The sequence below is a fragment of the Parafannyhessea sp. LCP19S3_B1 genome, from assembly GCF_052121955.1.
In the GTDB taxonomy this organism is placed as follows: Bacteria; Actinomycetota; Coriobacteriia; order Coriobacteriales; family Atopobiaceae; genus Parafannyhessea.
The window spans coordinates 109,281-130,323 of record NZ_JBQKDH010000010.1 but is presented as its reverse complement, the minus strand read 5'-3'; the positions used below and the strand labels follow the sequence as shown (position 1 = coordinate 130,323).

Here is a 21,043-nt window from a genome sequence, read left to right as displayed (position 1 = left end):
ACTGTTGGGGCGGGCTGGCCCGCCCGATGCGGAGCCCTATTTGCATAGGGCGCGGGTGGGGGGGAGCAAATAAGCAACGCTTGGGCCCCCCCAGCGTGGGGAGGCGCCCCCCCTTCTTGCACGGAGTGCGTTGGAGTGGGAGGGTGCGTTCTTCTCGGCTGCGTTATGGTGCGTTGGTGTCACGGATTCAATAGCCTAACACATGGAACGAATCGCGGTCGAGCGAGTGACAGTGTTGCATCCGCGCAGGTAGATGGATCGTTAGATGGTCGTGCCGAACCACTTCTTCTCGAGCGAGTCCATGGTGCCGTCGCTCTTGAGCTCCTTCAGGGCCTTGTTGATGGCCTTGGTGAGGCCGGGGTTCTTCTTGCTGACGACGATGCCGTACTGCTCGCCGGTCGGGATCTCGCCACCCTCGGGAATCTGGAGGTCGCTGTAGGCCTGCTTGATCTCGTAGCTGGTGACGGGGAGGTCGGCGACGCACGCGTTGTACAGGCCCGTCTGGACGCCGGTCATGGCCTGGATGATGTCGTCCAGGGGGACGATGGTGGCCTTGGGCAGGTTCTCTTGCGCCCAGGACTCGCCGGTGGTGCCGGACTGGACCGCGATCTGCATGCCCTTGGCGTTGAGCTGGTCCTGCGTGGTGGCCGCGGAGCCCTTCTTCACGACGATGGACTGGTTGGAATCAAGGTATGGGTTGGTGAAGTCGATCTCCTTTTTGCGGTCGTCCGTGATGGTGATGGCGCCGATGGAGACGTCGGCCTTGCCGCCCTGCTTGATGGTGGGGACGATGGTGTCGAACTGGACCGAGGGGAGAATCCGCGGCGTGAGCTTGAGCTTCTTGCAGACCGCCTTGTAGACGTCCACGTCGAAGCCCTCGAAGCCGCCGGTCTTCTCGTTCATGGAGACGAAGGGCGGGAAGTAGAAGTTGGAGATCATGGTGAGCTTGCCGGACTTGACGAGGGTGTAGCTGGAGCCGGACTTTGCGGACGAGGCGGTGCCGGAGGAGCTGGAGCCGCAGGCGGCGAGCGAGCCGGAGAGGGCGATGCCCGCGGCGCTGAGACCGCAGAGCTGGACGAAGTCGCGACGAGACATGGCGTTGAACTTCATGTTCATTTCCTTTCTGCAGGTAAGACGGTCCTTGGCGCGGCCTGCGCGCCTGGGAGCGACTAAGAGCTCGATGCGTTGGAGGGGTGGCTACAGTGTGGTGCCGAACCACTTCTTCTGGAGTGTGGACATGGTGCCGTCGTCCTTGAGTGCCTTGATGGCGGCGTTGAGGTCCTTGCGCAGCTTGACGTTCTGCTTGCTGACGACGATGCCGTACTGCTCGCCCGTGGCGATCTGGAGATCGACCTGGAGGTCAGTGTAGGACTTGGTGCACAGGTACGACGCGACGGGAAGGTCGAGCACGGCGGCGTTGTACAGGCCGGACTGGACGCCGGTCATGGCCTGGATGGCATCGTCCAGGGGGACGCAGGTGGCCTTGGGGAGGTTCTCCTTCACCCATGACTCGCCGGTGGTGCCGGACTGGACTGCGACCTGCTTGTCCTTGGAGTTGAGGGCGTCCTCGCTCACCTTGCCGTCCGCCTTGCGGTTGACGAGGCCCTGGTTGGAGTTGAGGTACGGCTTGGTGAAGTCGATCTCCTTCTTGCGCTCGTCCGTGATGGTGAACGCGGAGACGCCGACGTCGGCCTTTCCGCCCTGCTTGATGAGGGGGATGATGGTGTCGAACTTGGTGGCGGGCAGCCACTCCATGGTGAGGCCGAGCTTCTTGGCGATGGCGTCCATCATGTCGATCTCGAAGCCCTCTGGCTTGGTGCCGCCGTCGGAGATGGACTCAAGCGGGGGATAGGACATGTCCGACACGCCGATGAGGGTGCCCTTCTTGACGAGGATGTACTCCTTGGTGCCCTTGGAGGACGCGCTCGACGCGGAGCCGGAGGAGTCAGATCCGGACTTGGAGCTGCCGCCACAGCCCGCGAGCAGGCTGACGGTGCCCATGCCGGCGATCCCGAGTCCACAGAGGTTGACGAACTGGCGCCTGGACATACCGTGGCTGGTTGCGGTTTCTGCGACGTTCTGGATCTTGTTCTGCATGATTGCTCCGTCCCTATTTACTTGCGCGGCGATCGTCTTTGTTGCCACGCTGGTAGCGCCCGGGGGTTGCTCCGTGCGTTGGTTGGCAGTATCGACGTTTGCGAATCACGCGATTTGGAGATTGGGGCATTCGTAACAGGACGGTTATTTAAAGTGCTCTGAATTTCACAAATACGAGCAACTATTGCCATGAGATTTCATAATCGTGCATGCATAGGCAACGAATACGTTATTCGCCCTTTACGTGGGAGGGCGACAGGGCGGCCGGGACGACGCGGTCGGCGAACTGTGCCAGTTGCGTGATTGATGCAGGGAGGGAAGCTGTTCTTCTCAGATTGTGCAATACTACACAAGCTGTGAAATATTGCGCACGTTGAGCAAGAATGTGAGGCACATGGGCAAGACCATCATGCACGGTGCCGCGACGGGTAGGAGGACGCCCTCAGCCACGGTAGACCGCAGGTCCGCGCGGACGCGCCGGGCGCTGCGCGACGCGCTTGCGGCGGAGATCCAGGCGACGGGCGACCTGTCGCAGGTGACCGTGACCGCCGTGACCGAGCGGGCGGACGTGACGAGGCGGACGTTCTACTCTCACTTTGGCGACATCCAGGACCTGGTGAACCAGACCGAGGAAGAGACGATCGCCGACCTTCGCGAGCTGGTGGGCGCCATCTCTTCCGTGGACCTGGAGCAGCTGGAGCGCGCCATCGCGGACATGGAGCCGTGCCCCGGTTCCGTCGAGCTGCTGCAGTACTTCAAGGACCGAGGCCTGTACCTGGGGGCGCTTCTGGGCAAGGGCGGCGACCCGGCGTTTGCGCAGCGCATCAAGGACATGGTGCGCAGCGTCGTGACGGACCGCGCGCTGGACGGCCTGGACGCCCGCGCCATGGGGTCGTTCTTCGACTACTACCTGACCTTCGCGGTCAGCGCCGAGGTGGGCGTTCTTGTGGAATGGCTCACCGGCGGCATGCGCGAGAGCGTGGGCGTGATGGCGCGCCTGATGACGGCGCTCATGTTCGTGCGACCCGGCGACCTGTACGGCCGTCCCATCGACTTTGACGTTCCGAAGTTCGCCATCGGCCTTGGCCTGTTGAACCTTAAGGAGAAAAACGATGACTAACACCGCAGATTCGAACGCCCGCCAGGCGGAGTCCAGGCAGGCCGTGGAGCTGAAGCAGGTAGACGCCGAGCTGAGCCCGAAGAACCCCATCGACCTCTCGCACGCGCACCTGCGCCTGGGCATCGACGTGGGCTCGACCACGGTGAAGCTCGCCGTGATCGACGACAACGACAACCTGATCTACGCGAACTACGAGCGCCACCACACCGACGTGAAGGCGACGGCGAAGCAGGTGTTCCAGAAGGCGGAGCGCGCTCTGGGCAACGTGCCGATGCGCGTTTCCATCACGGGTTCCGGCGGCATGCTGCTGGCGCAGTGGCTGGGCGTGGAGTTTGTGCAGGAGGTCATCGCGTCGAAGCACGCCGTCGAGGCGCTGATTCCGCAGACGGACTGCGCCATCGAGCTTGGTGGCGAGGACGCGAAGATCATCTACTTCGACAACGGCATCGAGCAGCGCATGAACGGCACATGTGCCGGCGGCACTGGCGCGTTCATCGACCAGATGGCGTCCCTCATGGAGACGGACGCCACGGGGCTGAACGAGCTGGCGAAGGGTGCGACGCACATTTACCCCATCGCGAGCCGCTGCGGCGTGTTCGCGAAGTCCGACGTGCAGCCGCTCCTGAACGAGGGCGCCGCACGCGAGGACGTAGCGGCCTCCATCTTCCAGGCCGTCGCGAACCAGACCGTTTCCGGCCTGGCGTGCGGACACCCCATACGTGGGTATGTGGCGTTTCTCGGCGGACCTTTGCAGTACCTCTCCGAGCTGCGCAAGCGCTTCTATAAGACGCTGAAGCTGGACGAGGAGCACCGCATCGTGCCGAAAAACGCCCACCTCTTCGTGGCGACGGGCGCGGCGCTGGCCGGCGAGAGCGACAAGTACGTCACGTTCGAGAAGGTCATAAGCGACCTGGAGAACCTGGGCGACACGCAGGGCACCGAGGTTGCGCGCCTGGACCCGCTGTTTGCGACCGAGGACGACTACCGCGAGTTCAAAGAGCGCCACGACCAGCAGGTGGTGCAGAAGGGCAGCCTGAAGGACTACCACGGCCGCGTGTTCATTGGCCTGGACGCGGGCTCCACCACGATGAAGGCCGCCGTGGTGGGCGAGGACGGCGAGCTGCTGTACACGTGGTACGACAACAACAACGGCGACGTGCTGGGCACGGCCCGCAAGATCATGGATGACATCTACGACCACCTGAACGACGATTGCGTGGTTGGCCACGTGACGACGACGGGCTACGGCGAGGGTATCCTGATCGAGGCGCTGGGCGCCGACTCCGGCGAGATCGAGACCGTGGCGCACCTGCGCGGCGCGAAGGCGTTTGTGCCCGACGTCAACTTCATCCTGGACATTGGCGGCCAGGACATGAAGTGCCTGCAGGTTCGCGGCGGCATCATCGAGCACATCAGCCTGAACGAGGCGTGCTCCTCTGGCTGCGGTAGCTTCATCGCGAACTTCGCGGACTCCATGGGCATGACCGTGCAGGAGTTTGCCGCCGCTGCCGTGAAGGGCGAGCACCCCGTTGACCTGGGCAGCCGCTGTACCGTGTTCATGAACTCGCGCGTGAAGCAGGCGCAGAAGGAGGGCGCGACCATAGGCGACGTCGCGGCCGGCCTTTCCTACTCCGTCATCAAGAACGCGCTCTTCAAGGTCATCAAGCTGCGCGACTACGACGAGATCGGCAAGTACGTGGTGGTGCAGGGCGGCACGTTCATGAGCGACGCGACGCTGCGCGCGTTCGAGCTGCTCACGGGCCGCGAGGTGATTAGGCCCGACATCGCCGGAACGATGGGCGCGTACGGAGCTGCCCTTCTCGCCCGCGACCGCGCCGGTGCGGCGGGGACCTCTGGGCTGCTTTCTCGCGAGGAGATCGACAACCTGAAGGTGAAGCACACGAACGCGCACTGCGGGCGCTGCTCCAACAACTGCCTGCTGACCATCAACAGCTTTGGCAACGGCCGCCGCTTCATCACGGGCAACCGCTGCGAGAAGGGCTCCGGCAAGCCCAGGAGCGAGCAGTCCAAGGCCCCGAACCTCTTCGAGTTCAAGAACCGCCTGCTGTTTGACCGCGAGAGCCTGCCGGCCGATGAGGCCCCGCGCGGCACCGTGGGCATCCCGCGCGCGCTGAACATGTACGAGAACTACCCGTTCTGGCACACGTTCTTCACCAAGCTGGGCTTCAGCGTGGTGCTGAGCGACAAGACCACCCGCAAGACCTACGAGGCCGGCACGGAGTCCATGCCGTCCGAGTCCGTGTGCTACCCGGCGAAGCTTTCCCACGGCCACATCATGAACCTTCTTGAGAAGGACCCCGACTTCATCTGGATGCCGTGCATTCGCTGGGAGCGCCAGGAGGACGACACCGCAACGAACCACTACAACTGCCCGATCGTGATGAGCTACCCGCAGGCGCTGGGGCTGAACGTGGACGAGCTTTCCGCGCCCGGCGTGGAGTACCTGGACCCGTTCATCCCGTACGACGACAAGAGCGAGCTGAAGCGCAGGCTGTACGAGATCCTGCAGGTGGAGCGCAAGGAGGACGCCGAGGCGGGCAAGGGCCGCTTCAGGGGCCCGGACCTGACGCGCGCCGAGGTGGACGCCGCCGTGAACGCCGCCTGGGAGGAGGACCTCGCGTTCAAGGACGCGATGCACCGCAAGGGCGACGAGACCCTGAAGTGGATCGAGGACAACGACGCGCATGGCATCGTGCTGGCGGGCCGCCCGTACCACAACGACGGCGAAATCAACCACGCCATCCCCGAGATGCTGCACGGCTTTGGCTTCGCGGTGCTGACGGAGGACTCCGTGGCGCACAAGATGTCGCCCGAGCGGCCCATCCGCGTGGTCGACCAGTGGATGTACCACAGCCGCCTGTACCGCGCCGCGCGCTTTGTGGCGACGCGCAACGACCTTGACATGATCCAGCTGCAGAGCTTTGGCTGCGGACTGGACGCCCTCACGACCGACGAGGTGCAGGAGATCCTGGAGGCCTCGGGCAAGATCTACACCGTGCTCAAGATCGACGAGGTGTCCAACCTGGGCGCCGCGCGCATCCGCGTGCGCTCGCTCATGGCGGCGCTGAAGGAGGAGCGCGCAGAGCTGGAGCGCAAGACCGCTGCCGGCACGGCCGTCGAGGAGGCCCCGGTGGGCGTCCACATGGCGGACGGCTCGCTTGAGCAGGCGCGCCAGACGGACCTGAGCCGTCGCACGCCCGTGTACCGCAAGGCCCAGAGCGCCGCGTTCAAGAAGGTGCGCTACACCAAGGAGATGCAGGCCGAGGGCTACACCATCCTCGCGCCGCAGATGAGCCCCATCCACTTCGAGATCGTGGAGCAGCTGCTTCGCTCCGCCGGCTACAACCTGGTGCTGCTGCCGTCCGTCGACCACAAGGCCGTCGACACGGGCCTTAAGTATGTGAACAACGACATCTGCTACCCGTCCATCCTGGTGACGGGCCAGATCATGGAGGCCGTGCTCTCTGGCAAGTACGACCTGAGCCGCACGGCGGTGCTCATTAGCCAGACCGGCGGCGGCTGCCGTGCCACCAACTACATCGCGCTCATCCGCAAGGCGCTGAAGGACTCCGGGCATGCGGACATCCCCGTCATCTCGCTTTCCGTCGCGGGCGGACTCGACGAGGACAACCCGGGATGGAACATCCTGAAGCCGGGGCTGCTGAAGCGCGCGGTGTACGCCCTTCTCTACGGGGACCTTCTGATGAAGTGCCTGTATCGCACCCGACCGTACGAGGCGGAGAAGGGCGCGGCGGACCGCGAGTACGAGTTCTTCATGAGTCGCGTGAAGGCCGAGATCGGCGGCATGGGTCGTCGCGAGTTCTATCGCCTCTGCGAGGACACCATCCGCTCGTTCGACCGGCTGCCTTTGGTGAACGACCGCAGCAAGCCGCGCGTGGGCGTGGTGGGCGAGATTCTGGTGAAGTTCCACCCGACGGCGAACAACCAGGTGGTGAAGGTCATCGAGAACGAGGGTTGCGAGGCGGACGTGCCCGGTCTTGTGGACTTCTTCCTGTTTGGCGTCTCGAATCAGGTGAACATGAACCGCGAGCTTGGCACGAAGGCCGTGAGCCGCGTGACGCACAAGGGTGCCATCGACTTCTTGGAGGGCATGCGCAAGCCCATTAACAAGATGCTGGAGGCGTCCGAGCGCTTCGAGCCGTACGGCGGCATCTTCGAGCTTGCGGCGAAGGCGTCCGAGGTCCTGTCGCTGTGCAACACGATGGGCGAGGGCTGGCTCTTGACCGCCGAGATGTGCGACCTCATCGAGAGCGGCACGCCGAACATCATCGTGTGCTCGCCGTTTGCGTGCCTGCCGAACCACGTGGTGGGCAAGTCCGTCATCAAGCGCCTGCGCCAGATGCACCACGAGAGCAACATCGTGGCGGTCGACTACGACCCCGGTGCGTCCGAGGTGAACCAGCTTAACCGCATCAAGCTGATGATCAGCGTGGCGAAGGAGAACTTCAAGCAGGCCCAGGCCGCCGGCGATCCTAACGCAAAGTTCACGCTGACGAACGAGGACGACCCGACGAAGCGCGTGATCCCGAACTTCGAGGAGTACGGCCGCCTGCGCCGCAAGGGCGAGCTGGAGGACCACATCGTGAACGAGGGTGCTCCCGTGAGCGGCGGCTACGCGGCCTATGGCACGATGGTGGACGAGGACGGCGGCGTCACCGTGGGCAGGGGAGAGGGACGCATCCACCTTACCCGCGAGCAGTTGGACGCGATCGAGGACGCGAAGCGCCGCGCCGGCGTGAGGTAGCGACGCCAGGTAGCGCCGGGTGGCGCCGCGAGCTCCTCGAGAGTTCCTCAGACGGCGTCGCCCGCGCCTCAAGCGACGCCGTCTGAGATTTTCCATTCTTTGCCATTTGGCTATGTCTACCTGCGGATACGCAAGAACGTGCGTAAAGTGAGCCCTCCTCAAGCGACGTCGCTTGAGGAGGGCTCTGTGGTGCGGGGGATGATGCGCGCGCGGGGCGCACGCGCGGGGACCGGGCGCTCAGTCCTCCGCCGGGGCGCCGTCCCGTCCGGGGCGGATGCCGGGGAAGAGCCAGACGGCGCTGGCCACCCACACGGCCGCGCCGACCGCGGCCTCCACGAAGTACAGCCACGGTCCCGGCCACGGGGCCAGAAGTGCCAGCAGGACGAGCGCGCCCGCGGGCGGCATCCACACGCGCATGCGGTCCCACACAAGGACGAGCGCCGCGTACGCAAGGGCCGCCGCGACCCAGGCGGGGACGGCGAGCGCCTCGACGGCGTTTCTGGCGACGCAGCCGATGGCGGCCGCGAGCGCGAGCGTGCACCACGTGCGGCGCGGGCGAAGGCGCAGCGTCATGTCGGGGCGCGTGAGCTCAGTGTACGCCACCAGGAGCGGCGGCACGGCCAGGAACGCGTTGCCGGTGGCGAAGGCCGGGCACGCCAGGATGCAGAACACCAGGAAGCGGCGTCCCCAGCCAAGGAGGGTCTGGCGCATGGGGAGGCGGAAGGGATGGAAGTCGATCTTCTCGCGCAGGCCAAGGCGCTCGAGGGCCACCTGGCCCGCGCAGACCAGGCTCACGAGAACCGCGACCGCGATGGGGTACGCCCACTCCCTTGTGCCAAGGACCATGGGCAGGATCGCCGCGGAGAGCACGGGCGTCATGTCCGCGCCGACCACGTTCATGAGGGTCGCGCAGAACAGGAAGCCAAGGGGCGCGCGCAGCCACAGCGGCCACGGCAGGAGCAGGTTCACGGCCGTGCCGAACACGGCGCCGGCGCACATGAGCGCGAGCATGCGGGGGCGGTCGACGTTCCAGGCCTGGCGCGGCTGGATCCACGCGCCGCAGAGGATGGCGGCGGTCTCGGGGAAGAGGACCTCCGGGCATCGGAGCGCGCCCGCGGCGGCGACCATCGCCACCACGAATGCGCCTGCGAGCAGGATGGGCAGCCAGCGTCGGCGAAGTGACATGTGGGCGGTCTCCTTGCGGGTGTCGTGCGCCCGCGTGGCGGCGGGCACGTGCGTTTGCGGTGCGTGCGGCGGCCGACGGGGCCCGTGACCTGCGCACGGTCCCTAAGCGTAGCACTTTGGGGGTGCGTGGCCACGGATGGGCGGGAATGATGCGCGCCGCGTGGGGGTACCATACAAGGGTCAACACGCAACGCTGCCCGGCGCCCGCGCCCCCGCGACTCGCGGCCGCGCCGCCGGCACAACCAGAGGAGACCCCATGGCATACCAGCCCAAGCAGTCCGACGTGCTCGAGCGCTTCATGCGCTACGTGCAGGTGGACTCGCAGTCCAACCCCGACAACGAGGCCGAGACGCCCTCGACCCCCGCGCAGCACGACATGGCAAGGCTTTTGGGAGAAGAGCTTTCCGCCCTGGGCTGCGAGGACGTGCGCGTGGACGAGCACGCGTACGTGACCGCGAGCCTGCCGGCCTCCGCCGGCGCCGAGGACCTGCCCGCGCTGGGGCTGTGCGCCCACATAGACACCTCGTTCGATGCGCCCGCGTCAGGCGTGAGGCCGCACGTGGTGCACTACGAGGGCGGCGACCTGGTGCACGGCGTCGTGGACGGCAAGCCCGTCGTCACCACGACGGCCCAGGTCCCGGACCTGGCGGGCTTCGTGGGCCAGGACATCGTCGTGAGCGACGGAAGCACGCTCCTCTCGGCGGACGACAAGGCCGGCGTCGCGGAGATCTGCGCGCTGGTGGCGCGCCTTGCGGCCCACCCGGAGCTGCCGCACCCCACGCTGAAGGTCGCGTTCGTGCCGGACGAGGAGATCGGCCACGGCGCGCGCCTGCTTGACCTGGAGCGCTTTGGCGCGAAGTGGTGCTACACCGTGGACGGCGAGGCGCTGGGCGAGTTCAACTACGAGTGCTTCAGCGCGGCGGAGGCCACCGTGCGCGTGCGCGGCGTGATGGTGCACCCGGGCAGCGCGAAGGACATCATGGTGAACGCCATCACCGTGGCGAGCGAGTTTCAGCAGATGGTGCCCGCGGCGGAGCGCCCGGAGCACACGGAGGGCCGCGAGGGCTTCTATCACCCGATCGACGTGCGGGGCACCGCGAGCGAGGTGGAGCTGGGCTACATCATCCGCGACTTCGACGCGGACTCCTTCGCGCGCAGGCAGCAGGTGCTGCGTGACATCGCGTCGTTCTTGAACGGCCGCTACGGCGAGGGCACCGTCACCGTGGAGATTCGCCAGCAGTACCGCAACATGGCGGAGCGCTTTGGCGACTGCCCGTTCCTGATTGACCACGCGCTTCAGGCGAACCACGAGGTGGGGCTCGACCCCAAGGTGGTCGCGGTGCGCGGCGGAACCGACGGTGCGGAGCTCAGCTTCCGCGGGCTGCCGTGCCCCAACATCGCGACGGGTGGCTACTCTTGCCACTCCGTGCGCGAGTTCGTGCCCGTGCGCAGCCTGGAGCTGACGGTGGACCTGCTTGAGCACCTTGTGGCGAAGTTCGCCGTGCCCCAGGCGTAGCGCGCGATGCCGTCCGCGGCGCCGTTTGTGCCGCTGGGGCGGCGCCCGTGCCGCAGGCGATGCCATGCGGCCCGCATGCCAGAGCGTGGCGCGCGGGCCGACGTGGTGCGTCTATCCTTGTAGGGGGTCGATATACGGAACAAGAGGAAGCGCAATGGGAATGAAGGGCATACGATGGCGGGTGCGCCGCCGGGGTGCGGGGGGCGAGGCCGCATGAGCTGGCTGACCCTGTGCCTTGTGATGGTCGCGCTGCCCATAGTCGCCCTGGTGTACCAGCGCGTGGCCGATACCGGCATGGCGGAGCGGCACCACCGCCACCACGACACGTACGTGGTCCCCGTCATGCTGACGCGGACGCTGTCCGTCGTGATGCTGTTCATGGCGGTGCTGGGCGCGGCGCTCACGTGGCTGTGCTCGCTCGGCGCGTTCACGGCCAACCCGCTGGTGGTGCTCTCGTTCTTCCTCTCGTTCGTGGCGACCACGTTCTGCCTGTGGTACGTGATGCGCCACTACAGCGTGGTCACGTATCGCGACTACATGGTGATCACGCCGTTCGTGGGCCGCAAGCGCACCATACGCTACCGTGACATCGAGCGCATGGAGTGGACGCGCTCCATCATCGGCAGCCGCCAGAACGTGCGCGTCTACGTGCGCGGCCAGAAGCGCGGATCCACCATCTGGGGCACGCTCGACGTGCAGCAGATCCTCATGGGCGTCAACCGCTTCGACGTGCTGGCCGCCTCGCCCGGGGCGGACCGGCCTGACGCCGGCCGCTAGCGGCGCCCGCGGCGCAGCTTCTTCCAGAACCTGACTGATATGCTCGCGCGCGGCTGGGTGCCGTGGGCAACGGCCGTAAGCGCGCTCCAGTGCGCCCACAGCATGAGAGCGGCCAGCACCAGCGCATACGCGGCGTACGCGCTGGCGGGGCCATACGCCACGCAGCACGCCAGCAGGAACGCGAGCGTGATGGCCTCGGCGCCCACGCACAGGTAGCCGCTGGCCAGCACCACCACGAGGCCCGCCACGGCCGAGGCGATCCCCAGTGCCGGCGCGGCCAGAATGATGCCCGCGCACGTGGTGGTCACGCCCTTTCCGCCGCGGAAGCGGTGCCACGCGGGAAAGTTGTGCCCGAGGGTGGCACCGGTGGTGGCGGCAAGGCCGCACACGGCCGCGTCTGCGGGAAAGAGCGCCCGGGCCACCAGCCACGCGGCGAGCGTCTTGGCGATGTCCCCGGCCAGCACGAGCGCTGCGGCCCTCGTGCCAAGCTCGTGGCCCACGTTCGCCATGCCGGGGTTGCCCACGCCCACTTGGAACACGGACTTCTTGGCCAGGCGCCGGCACACCACGTCCGCCGTCAGGAAGCAGCCAAACGCATAGCCAATCAAGAGCGAGAAGAACTGGTCCATGGTGCCCTACTCCTTACGTTGGGTGACGGTGTTGCGCGGCCTTGCGGCCGGGCGTCCGCGTGGCCCGGTCGGTGCGGCGCGCCCGTGCGGCCCGGGCGGCCTAGCCCGCGTCCGCCTGGCGGGCGGCCTCTGCCAGAAGTGGCGACAGCGTGCCCTGCGACACCAGGTCCACGCGGTGCATCGCGCGCGAGACCGCCGTGTACAGGCGGCGGCGGGCAAGCGGCGTGTCGGGGTACACGTCCGCCTGGGCGTCCGGCACGATCACGTGGTCAAACTCCAGGCCCTTCGCAAGCGCCAGGTCCATCAGCACCACGCCGTCCTTCGGCAGCTCCTCTGTGCCCCTCATCGTCACCAGGGCCGGGCACTTCTCGCCCAGGCGCTTGGAAAGCCATGCTACGCGGCGCCGGTCCGCAGCCACCACGGCCGCAAGGCCCTCCTCCGCGGCGGCGGCGTTCACGATCTGCGCCAGGGCGTCCAGGTACGCGTCCGGGTCCTGCTGGCCGTCTGTCACCTGCGTGAAGCCGGGCGCCACGCCCTCGCGCTGCACGGAGGTGAGCTGCACGCGCTCGTCCGCGTCCATCAGGCTCGCAAACAGGCGCGTGATCTCTGGGCTGGAGCGGTAGCTCGTCAGCAGCTGGCACTCCTCCACGCTGCCGTGGGTTGACTCGAAGATCTGCCGGATCTGCTCAAACGTGGCCGTGCCCTCGTGGATGGCCTGGTTGCGATCGCCCAGCAGCAGGAAGTGCGCGCGGCCAAAGTAGCGCGCAAGCACCATGAGCTGCGTCTGCGTGTAGTCCTGCACCTCGTCGATCATCACGTAGCGCGCATCGTCCGCGCCGTGGCCGGTCACCAGCATCCGCAGGAACAGCCACTCCGCCGCGCTCATGTTGGTCTTGCCCAGCATGCGGCAGCCCAGGCGGTCCAGGCGCAGCCACGCAAGGTTCTCTATGTCGTCGTGCGCCGCGGCAAAGCGGCCCGCCAGCAGGCGCTTGGCGTACGCCAGGACCTCGTCGTCGTTTGCGGGCGCGATGACCTCGCCAAACGCCTCCACCTGCTCGTCCACGTCCATGGCGAGCATCTGCTCCTGCAGCTCCTCGTCGTGGGCCATGCTCGCGATGCGGCGGTCAAGCCGGTCGTGCAGCTCGTCCTTCACCAGGGCCACCATGCGCGGCCCCAGGCCAAAGCGCTCGAACTTGCGCACCGCGCTCGCCACCGATCCCGCGCGCAGCAGCACGGTGTCGCCCACGCGCACGTCGCGCAGGTCCGCCTCGTCAAGCGTCGCGCCCTCAAGTCCGCGCTCCAGGCGCGCAAGTGACTCCGGGCTGTCGTCCGCGCCGGTCGCGCGGTCGGCCAGGCCCCGCCGCGCCAGGAAGTCGCGCCAGGTGAACGTCTGCGGATTGGACTCGCCCAGGGTGGGGAGCACGGTGTCTATGTACTTCTCGAACACGTTGTTTGGCGTGAAGAGGTACACCTGGTCCGGCCGCAGCGTCTGGCGCTCGCGATAGAACAAAAACGCGATGCGCTGCAGCAGCACGGACGTCTTGCCCGATCCGGCGATGCCGTCCACCAGGAGCACCGGCACGTCGTCGTGGCGCACCACGCGGTTCTGCTCGCGCTGGATGGTCGCCGTGATGGCCTGCAGCTTCTGCGAGTGGTGGCGCCTGAGCGCGCCCAGGAGCAGCGAGTCCTCGATTGCGACCGTCGTGTCGAAGTACGCGTTCAGGCGGTCGCGCGTGATGTCAAACTGCCGACGCAGCTCGAGGTTCACCGTGCGCACGCGGCCGTCCACCGTATACGAGGTGGGGCCCATCTCCTGGTTGTAGTACGTCTCGGCCACGGGGTTGCGCCAGTCCACGATGAGCGGCATGCGCCTCTTGTCCGTCATGCCGGCCGTTCCAATGTACACGTCGCGCGCGGGCCGGCCGGGGCGCATCTGCAGGCGCACCTTCGCAAAGTACGGCTGCCCCAGCAGCATGATGCAGCGGCCCAGCTTCTCGACCGTGAAGTCGTGCTGCTGGTTGTACGTGTCGATCACGGAGTTCAGCGTCTCGATCGCGGCGAGCGTCTCCATGGTCTCGTCCGCGCCGCCAAAGTCGATGCGCACCTCGTCCGAGAGGTCCTTCAGGTCCTTCGCGGCCTGCTTGTGCTTGACCTCGATCTCTTCCGTCAGGATGTCGCGCATCTCTTCCAGCTGCGCGTATATCTGCGTCAGGTGCTCCTGCTCTTGCGAGAAGATCTTGTCTTCCATCGTGCTCCCTGCTCTTGGGCGCGCCCCTGTGCGCGCCGTCGGTCTTGTGCGCCTACGCGCGCTCTAGCGACGCCGTGTCCAGCGCGGACGCGTCGATTCCCAGCGCGCGGGCCGTCTCCTGGTTCACCAGGACGCTTGGCGCGCCGTCCGGGCTCCACACCGCCATGTCTGCGGTGGGCTGGGGCGTCGCGGCGTCCCGCTTGCGGCGCCGCGCCTCGCGCTGCAGGCGCGCAAGCACGCGCGCCGCCATGTTGCCCGCGGCCTTGCCCAGCTCTAGGTAGTCGATGCCCACGGTCGCAAGGCCGCCGGCCTCCACCATGCCGGCCTCGCCGCACACAAGCGGCAGCCTGGCGGCCCTTGCCTGCGCGGCCACCCTGCCCATGGACGCGGCCACGGTGTTGTCCGTCGGGACGTAGCACGCGTCCACCTTGCCGGCCATGGAGCGCACGGCCGTCTCGAGCTCGCCTGCGCCCGCCACGCGGTATCGCGTGGTCGCAAGCCCGCGGACCGTGGCGGCGTCCTCCGCCATGGACGCCTGCACCTCCGAGTTGCTCTCCTGCGAGCAGTACAGGATCCCCACGCGCCCGGCACTGGGCACCAGCTGACGCAGCAGGTCAAACTGCCGCTCCACCGGCGTCAGGTCCGCAGCGCCCGTCACGTTGCCGCCGGGGCTCTTGGCATCGTCCAGAAGCCCGGCCGCGGCCAGGTCCGTCACGGCGGCCGCCACGATGGGCACGTTGGAGGTTGCGCCCACGGCCGCCTGTGCCGCCGGCGTGCCCAGGCCCAGGATCAGGTCGTGCTCGCCGCCGGAGAACCCCGCGGCCATGCCCTGGCACGCAAGGAAGTCGTTTTCCGCAACCTGCACGTCCAGGTGATACCTCACGCAGGCCGCGTCCAGCGCCTGGGCAAAGCCCCTGCGCGTGCGCCGGAGCGCCGCGTGGTCCGCGATCTCAAGCACGCCAATGCGAAAGTCGCCGCGCCGCCGGCGCGCGTCCGCCTTCGAGGCGTCCGCCGCCTTGGCGTCCGCGCCAGCGTCACTTCCACAGCCGCAGAGCCCCAGCGTTGCCGCGCCAAGCGCGACTCCGCCGAGAAGTGCCACGGCCTCGCGCCGCGTCACGCTCCCTGGTGCCATCCGCCTCGTGCCATCCGTCATGCAAGACCTCCATACCCGCGGCACCTGGTGTGCCCGGACGCCGAACCCATGTGCCTCCCGGCGGGGGAGGGCGCTGTTTTTCTCGCCCATTATCGCACGCGGCGGCACATGGCGCTCGCACCGATTGGACGCGGCCGCCCCGCCCGCGCCAAACGTCGCGGCGCCGCGTCTTCCGTGAGTCTCCCGGGCCATCACCCACGCTGTGCATCGCAATTGTGGAGGAGTCTTCACAATTGAAAGGTTTCCTTTGACAGAAGGGGTATGGGTCCCTATATTTATTTCTTGCGCACAGGTTGCGCCCAGACATTGCGGGGTGGAGCAGTCTGGTAGCTCGCCGGGCTCATAACCCGGAGGTCGTTGGTTCAAATCCAGCCCCCGCGACCAAAATTGATGTCCCGATCAGCAGAGTTGCTGGTCGGGGCTTTTCGTTTGTGGGTCCATCCTATGTTGGACAACATGACTATCCCATCTGCAAGTGGGAGGCTGCGGGGCTTGACAAGCCCTCCGTCGCCAGGCTCGATCGCATCGCCGAAATCCCGCGGATGCTTGGGTAACGCGGGTCTCATTGGGCGTCTTGCGGAAGTCGACGCCGAGGCCACCAAGGCAATCCTCTTATAAAATCGCTAGATGGCCATTGCGTCTTGAGACATGGAGACTGTTTTGCAAGAATCGAAGGCAAAGCCTAGTCATCTTTGATTCTGATGCCACCCTGGTGGGCGGCATGCGCAATCGGAGCCTGGGGGTGCGCTCACGTCTGATGGGAATGCGGCTAGGAATGCTTGGACCACAAGGGGGGCCGTAGCCCTCTTCCTTGTGATCGCCTTTGCACTGGACTGGGCGTGTTGGCTTGTTGCGGGCGCGCACTCGGGCTGGGTCATCGACGAGACCAGCGGCATCTGGGGCCCTCTGCTTGCCGCCTCGATGTATGGCCCCCTGGTTGCCGCCGCCGTAGTCAGAAGGGTGCGAGAAGTACGCGTCCCCACTGGCTGGCGGCCTTGCCTTAAGGGGGGCGTCCGGTGGTACCTCCTGGCGCTTCTCGTCCCGCCCGTACTCGCCCTCGCGGGCGCTGCCGTCTACTTCCTCGTGGCCCCTGGGGACTTCGATCCCCTCGCCACGCGCTATGCCGCCGCTGCGGCAGCTCAGCTGGGCGTCGATGCCGCCCGAGTGCCCGAGGTGATGGCGGTCCAGGTGCTCTTCTCCGCTGTCCTCGCGCCGTTTTTCAACATGCTCCTTGCGATCGGCGAGGAGGCGGGTTGGCGCGGGTTTCTCTATCCCGCGCTGGGCGAGCGGATGCCCAGGATGCGTGCAGCCGTGCTCTCTGGGGTTGCCTGGGGTGTGTGGCATGCGCCCCTTATTGCCATGGGGTACAACTACGGTAGTGACTACCTGGGGTTTCCTGCACTGGGGATAGTCGCCATGACGGTGTTCTGCATGGCGTTCGGGGTGTTTCTGTGCTACCTGCGCGAACGGTCGGGGAGCGCGTGGCCTTGCGCGCTCGCGCACGGGTCACTCAACGCCGTTTCCGGCCTGGGCTTGTGGTTCAGCCGCCGGGTATGGCATCTGCGGGCCAACGCCCCTGGGGCTCCTTGGGTGCATGCCAACCGTGTTGCTGGCGGTATGGCTGCTTGTAAAGAGCTCGACGTCGCGCTAGGGACCGCCCGTGCCGCCGGGCTTGCAAACCGCTTCCGCCCGCCTATGAGTCGGCGTCCCTCCCGCCTGACGCGTTTAGTATCGACGCCAATCGATGAAATGCGGAAGGAATGCGGAAGGGGAGCCATGATTGCAGCGACGCTTGACCATCTGGACACGAACGACCTTACCGGTGCGAGGTTTCGCAAGGCGTTCGACTGGATCGCGTCGCAGGACCTGGAGGCGCTCACGCCCGGCCGCCACGACATCGACGGCGACGACGTGTTCGCGAACGTGTTCGAGTTCGAGACCGTCCCCGCATCCCAGAAGCACTACGAGGCCCATCGCAGGTACTATGACATCCACTTCCTCATAAGCGGGGAGGAGAAGATCGGCGTGGCGCCCGTGGCGGAGCTTGAGCCGCTGCAGGAGTTTGACGACGAGAACGACTTTTGCCTGTATGGCGAGTCGGACCGCGCCTCATGGGTCGTCCTTCGCCCCGGCGAGTTCTGCGTCACGCCTCCCGAGGATGCGCACAAGCCCGGATGCGCGGTGGGAAAGCCGGCGCCGCTCAAGAAGATCTGCCTGAAGGTCGCGGTTGGGTAGTCGTAGCCAATCCGGACGAATAGACATAAATAACTAAATAAGAATGCCCTGGTGTACGCCAAGGGGAGCTGTGTGCCGCCATCGTTTGCAACGGGGTGGTGCAGACCCGCCTTGCCCATCCGCCATGCTGGTGTGCGCAGTGTTTCTAATGTATATCAATTCGTGGTCATCCAATATTTAAAAACATTTTGCGCTGGTGTGCCCCTGCGTCGAGACAGCTGGTTTTTAACTGGTCACAAACTGGCTGCTGGTATTAAAGGTAAGTACCAGTAAATGCACGATTACGTGGGTGTTTAGAATTAGTTTACAAATCACAAATAAACCACTTGGCCATATTTTGGGCAGAATAGCGTATTTGTAAAAACCTTTGATTCTAGTGCATTCACTCATGAATTGCAAGTAACGAGAAAAACGAGACCGCCTATGCCCGCAAGCCATAGCACTGGCCGAAACAGAATTGAGGTCGGCTGTGCCCATGGTCTAGCGTGCGTGATAGACAAGACGAGTCGCGCCTTGGGCGCCGGGCATCCGTCGGTCACCAGAGTGGTTGTTCGAGTTAGTTTGCAATTTTGTGTCACAAGGTGAGGCAGCTGGAAAACGTAGGTGAGGAGAGAGTAATGGAGAAGTACCTTTCGCGTCGTTCGTTCCTTGGTGTGAGTGCAAGTGCCGCGATGATGGCGACGCTCGCGGGCTGCGGTGGGTCTGGCAGCGATGACTCCGGAAGTGCCTCCGGATCCGGCAAGGAGGGTGGAGCCACCCTGAGCGTCGGTTCCGCATATGCCCCCTCTTCCTACGACCCCGCCAACTGCTCCTCCGCCTTCTGCCTGAGCGCCAACAGCAACGTCATGGAGGGCCTGTACAACATCGACCTCCACGACTACAGCGCCACGTATGGCCTGGCTGACAAGGACCCCGTGAAGGTCGACGACAAGACCTACGAGGTGAAGCTCCGCAAGGGCGCCAAGTTCTCCGACGGCACCGCCGTCACGGCCGACGACGTGGTCGAGTCCTTCAAGAAGTCCTCTGCCGAGGGCGGCATGTACGTCTCGTTCCTGTCCATGTTCGAGTCCATCGAGAAGAAGGACGACACGACCGTGACCGTCAAGGTGTCCATCCCGAACTTCTCGCTGCTCAAGGAGCGCCTGGCCATCATCAAGATCCAGCCGAAGGACATCACGACCGACGAGGCTTCCGCCAAGCCCGTGGGAACCGGCCCCTGGATGTACAAGGAGCTCTCCGACACGTCCGCCCACCTCGTTCCCAACAAGAAGTACAACGGGTCTCACCCCGCGAAGGACAAGAAGCTCCAGATCGACTCCCTCGTGGACGCCACCGCGCGCGTGACCGCGCAGGAGGAGGGCTCCACCCTCATCTCCGAGTCCGTCCCGCCCGAGTCCATCGACCAGCTCAAGTCCGACGGCTGCAAGATCGACAAGGTCGAGGGCTTCGGCACCCGCTTCATCATGTTCGACCTCGACAAGGACCCCTGGAAGGACGTCAAGGTACGCCAGGCCATCATGTATGCGCTCGACACCAAGAAGATGATCGAGAACGCGTTCTCCGGCCTTGCGAACATCCCCACCTCCTACCTGCCCAAGAGCTTCTCCTCCTATCACAAGGCCTCCGTCACCTACAAGTACGACCTCGACAAGGCGAAGGAGCTCATCAAGGAGTCCGGCATCACCCCGGGCAAGATCGTCCTGCGCACCACCGACAACGCCCAGGTTGTCGCAATGGGCACCCAGGCCCAGCAGGACCTGAAGAAGCTTGGCTTCGACGTCGAGCTGAAGAGCGACCAGTCCCCCGCGACCTATGCCGCCATCGACCAGATGGACTCCTCGTGGGACATCCTCATCGCCCCCGGCGATCCCTCCTGCTTCGGCGGCGACACCGACCTGCTCCTCAACTGGTGGTTCGGTGACAACGTCTGGATGAAGACGCGCTGCCACTGGAACGAGAGCGCGGAGTGGAAGGAGCTCAACAAGCTCATGAACGAGGCGCTTGGCCAGTCCGGCTCCGAGCAGCAGAAGACCTGGAACAAGTGCTTCGACATCCTGGCGGAGAACGTCGTCCTCTACCCGGTGCTCCAGGTCATCACGCCGACGGCGTCCTGGTCCACCAACGCCACGAGCGATGGCTACGCCGTCAAGGGCTTCAAGGGCATCGGAACCACCGGCGTCGATCTCACCGATGTGCGCACCGTCTCCAAGTAGGGACGCAGATGCCGTGCCGATAGGGCGCGACTGAAGACGTAGGGACCTGAGATTGAGACCTTCGCTCAGGTCCCTACGTCTGATTTTTTGAACAGGACTCAAGTCGCATGAGAGGGGAGAGTACGAATGAATAATCTTTTGCGGCTCATCGGAAGACGACTCATCGCGTTGCCCATCATGGCAATCGGCGTCACTTTCCTGGTCTTCTTCCTGATGTCGTTCTCGACGATCGACCCCGCCTACAAGGCGCTGGGCGAGAGCGCGACGCCGGAGCAGGTTGCCGAGTACCACAAGGAGTACGGACTGGACGATCCGTGGCCCGTCCGCTACGTCCGCTACATGGGCAACCTCCTCCACGGGGACCTCGGCACCTACAGCGCCCGCCGCAGCTCCGTCGCGACGCGCATCTCCAAGGCGCTCCCCGTCACGATGCAGCTCACCTTCATAGGCCTGCTCATCGGCGCGCTCGTCTCGTTCCTTCTCGGCGTCATCGCCGCGCTTTACAGGGACAAGTGGCCTGACCAGCTGATCAGGCTCCTCTCCATTGCCGGGCTGGCGACACCGTCGTTCTGGCTGGCGGTGCTCCTGATACTTCTGTTCTCGTCGAACCTTCACCTGCTGCCCGCGTCCGGCATGCTTCCCGATCCCGGCAAGAACTTCGGCGCGTACATGGCGCGCATGATCATGCCGGCGATCTCGCTTGCGGTGCCCCTCACGGGACAGATGACCCGCATCGTGCGCACCGCCATGGTCGAGGAGCTCGACCGCGACTACGTCACCACCGCGCGCGGCGCGGGCATCCCCGAGAAGGTCGTCATCGCGAAGAACGTCCTTCGCAACGCGCTCATCACGCCCGTGACGACCCTCGGCATGAAGATCGGCTACCTCATGGGCGGCGCGGTCGTCATCGAGGTCATCTTCAACCTCCCCGGCATGGGCATGTGCATCCAGGACGGCGTCTCGGGCAACGAGCCGAACCTCATCATGGGCGTCGTCATCGTCGTCGCACTTGCCTTCATCGTCATCAACATCGTGGTTGACATGCTGTACCTGCTTATCAACCCGAGGATCAGGAGCGTGTAGC

At 65.6% G+C, this 21,043-nt stretch carries 13 protein-coding genes, 1 tRNA gene and 1 pseudogene; 9 read left to right on the top strand and 6 right to left on the bottom strand.

Going from position 1 to position 21,043, the window contains the following annotated elements; all coding sequences use genetic code 11:
* Positions 1 to 261: 261 nt before the first annotated feature.
* Positions 262 to 1,110, bottom strand: a complete 849-nt coding sequence (locus ACTQWE_RS07140; RefSeq protein ID WP_441855211.1) for an ABC transporter substrate-binding protein — start codon at positions 1,108 to 1,110, stop codon at positions 262 to 264.
* Between the two features lie 87 nt (positions 1,111 to 1,197).
* Positions 1,198 to 2,097, bottom strand: coding sequence for an ABC transporter substrate-binding protein (locus ACTQWE_RS07135; RefSeq protein WP_441855213.1), 900 nt, complete (start codon positions 2,095 to 2,097; stop codon positions 1,198 to 1,200).
* A gap of 394 nt (positions 2,098 to 2,491) precedes the next feature.
* Between ACTQWE_RS07135 and ACTQWE_RS07130 the strand changes: the two genes are divergently transcribed.
* Together ACTQWE_RS07130 and ACTQWE_RS07125 are read left to right on the top strand one after the other, a co-directional pair.
* Entirely contained in the window at positions 2,492 to 3,217 is a 726-nt protein-coding gene (locus tag ACTQWE_RS07130; RefSeq protein ID WP_256324454.1) for a TetR/AcrR family transcriptional regulator, read from the top strand.
* Positions 3,210 to 8,003: an acyl-CoA dehydratase activase-related protein gene (locus ACTQWE_RS07125; RefSeq protein WP_441921476.1), complete on the top strand. Its 4,794-nt coding sequence runs from the start codon at positions 3,210 to 3,212 to the stop codon at positions 8,001 to 8,003. The genes ACTQWE_RS07130 and ACTQWE_RS07125 overlap by 8 nt, the downstream gene beginning before the upstream one ends.
* 237 nt (positions 8,004 to 8,240) lie before the next feature.
* On the opposite strand, the gene ACTQWE_RS07120 is transcribed toward ACTQWE_RS07125, so the two are convergent.
* On the bottom strand, positions 8,241 to 9,188 hold the full coding sequence (locus ACTQWE_RS07120) for a hypothetical protein (protein WP_441921474.1): 948 nt from the start codon (positions 9,186 to 9,188) through the stop codon (positions 8,241 to 8,243).
* A gap of 256 nt (positions 9,189 to 9,444) precedes the next feature.
* Here ACTQWE_RS07120 and pepT point away from each other — a divergent pair, with 256 nt between their 5' ends.
* Entirely contained in the window at positions 9,445 to 10,704 is a 1,260-nt protein-coding gene (pepT, locus tag ACTQWE_RS07115; RefSeq protein ID WP_441921472.1) for a peptidase T, read from the top strand.
* A gap of 213 nt (positions 10,705 to 10,917) precedes the next feature.
* Complete coding sequence (locus ACTQWE_RS07110) at positions 10,918 to 11,481, top strand: hypothetical protein (RefSeq protein ID WP_441921470.1); 564 nt, start codon at positions 10,918 to 10,920, stop codon at positions 11,479 to 11,481.
* On the opposite strand, the gene ACTQWE_RS07105 is transcribed toward ACTQWE_RS07110, so the two are convergent.
* From ACTQWE_RS07105 to ACTQWE_RS07095, 3 genes are all read right to left on the bottom strand, one after another.
* The gene (locus tag ACTQWE_RS07105; RefSeq protein WP_441921468.1) at positions 11,478 to 12,110 is read right to left on the bottom strand and encodes a glycerol-3-phosphate acyltransferase; all 633 of its coding nucleotides are present in this window, start codon (positions 12,108 to 12,110) and stop codon (positions 11,478 to 11,480) included. The genes ACTQWE_RS07110 and ACTQWE_RS07105 overlap by 4 nt on opposite strands.
* 100 nt (positions 12,111 to 12,210) lie before the next feature.
* Positions 12,211 to 14,358 (bottom strand): HelD family protein, encoded by a 2,148-nt coding sequence (locus ACTQWE_RS07100; protein WP_441921466.1) that lies wholly within the window; start codon positions 14,356 to 14,358, stop codon positions 12,211 to 12,213.
* 52 nt (positions 14,359 to 14,410) lie between these two features.
* Complete coding sequence (locus ACTQWE_RS07095) at positions 14,411 to 15,511, bottom strand: ABC transporter substrate-binding protein (protein ID WP_441921464.1); 1,101 nt, start codon at positions 15,509 to 15,511, stop codon at positions 14,411 to 14,413.
* A gap of 307 nt (positions 15,512 to 15,818) precedes the next feature.
* Here ACTQWE_RS07095 and ACTQWE_RS07090 point away from each other — a divergent pair.
* The 5 genes and pseudogenes from ACTQWE_RS07090 to ACTQWE_RS07070 all read left to right on the top strand — a co-directional run bounded on the left by ACTQWE_RS07090 (position 15,819) and on the right by ACTQWE_RS07070 (position 21,042).
* A tRNA-Met gene (locus tag ACTQWE_RS07090) sits at positions 15,819 to 15,895 on the top strand.
* A 537-nt stretch (positions 15,896 to 16,432) separates the two neighbouring features.
* Positions 16,433 to 17,020, top strand: a pseudogene (locus ACTQWE_RS07085) (CPBP family intramembrane glutamic endopeptidase); the annotation flags it as partial.
* Positions 17,021 to 17,287: 267 nt separating this feature from the next.
* Positions 17,288 to 17,746, top strand: a complete 459-nt coding sequence (locus ACTQWE_RS07080) for a YhcH/YjgK/YiaL family protein (RefSeq protein ID WP_441921480.1) — start codon at positions 17,288 to 17,290, stop codon at positions 17,744 to 17,746.
* Positions 17,747 to 18,363: 617 nt separating this feature from the next.
* Positions 18,364 to 19,959, top strand: coding sequence for an ABC transporter substrate-binding protein (locus ACTQWE_RS07075; RefSeq protein ID WP_441921462.1), 1,596 nt, complete (start codon positions 18,364 to 18,366; stop codon positions 19,957 to 19,959).
* A gap of 126 nt (positions 19,960 to 20,085) precedes the next feature.
* Positions 20,086 to 21,042 (top strand): ABC transporter permease, encoded by a 957-nt coding sequence (locus ACTQWE_RS07070; protein ID WP_090861299.1) that lies wholly within the window; start codon positions 20,086 to 20,088, stop codon positions 21,040 to 21,042.
* The last annotated feature ends 1 nt before the right edge of the window (position 21,043 follow it).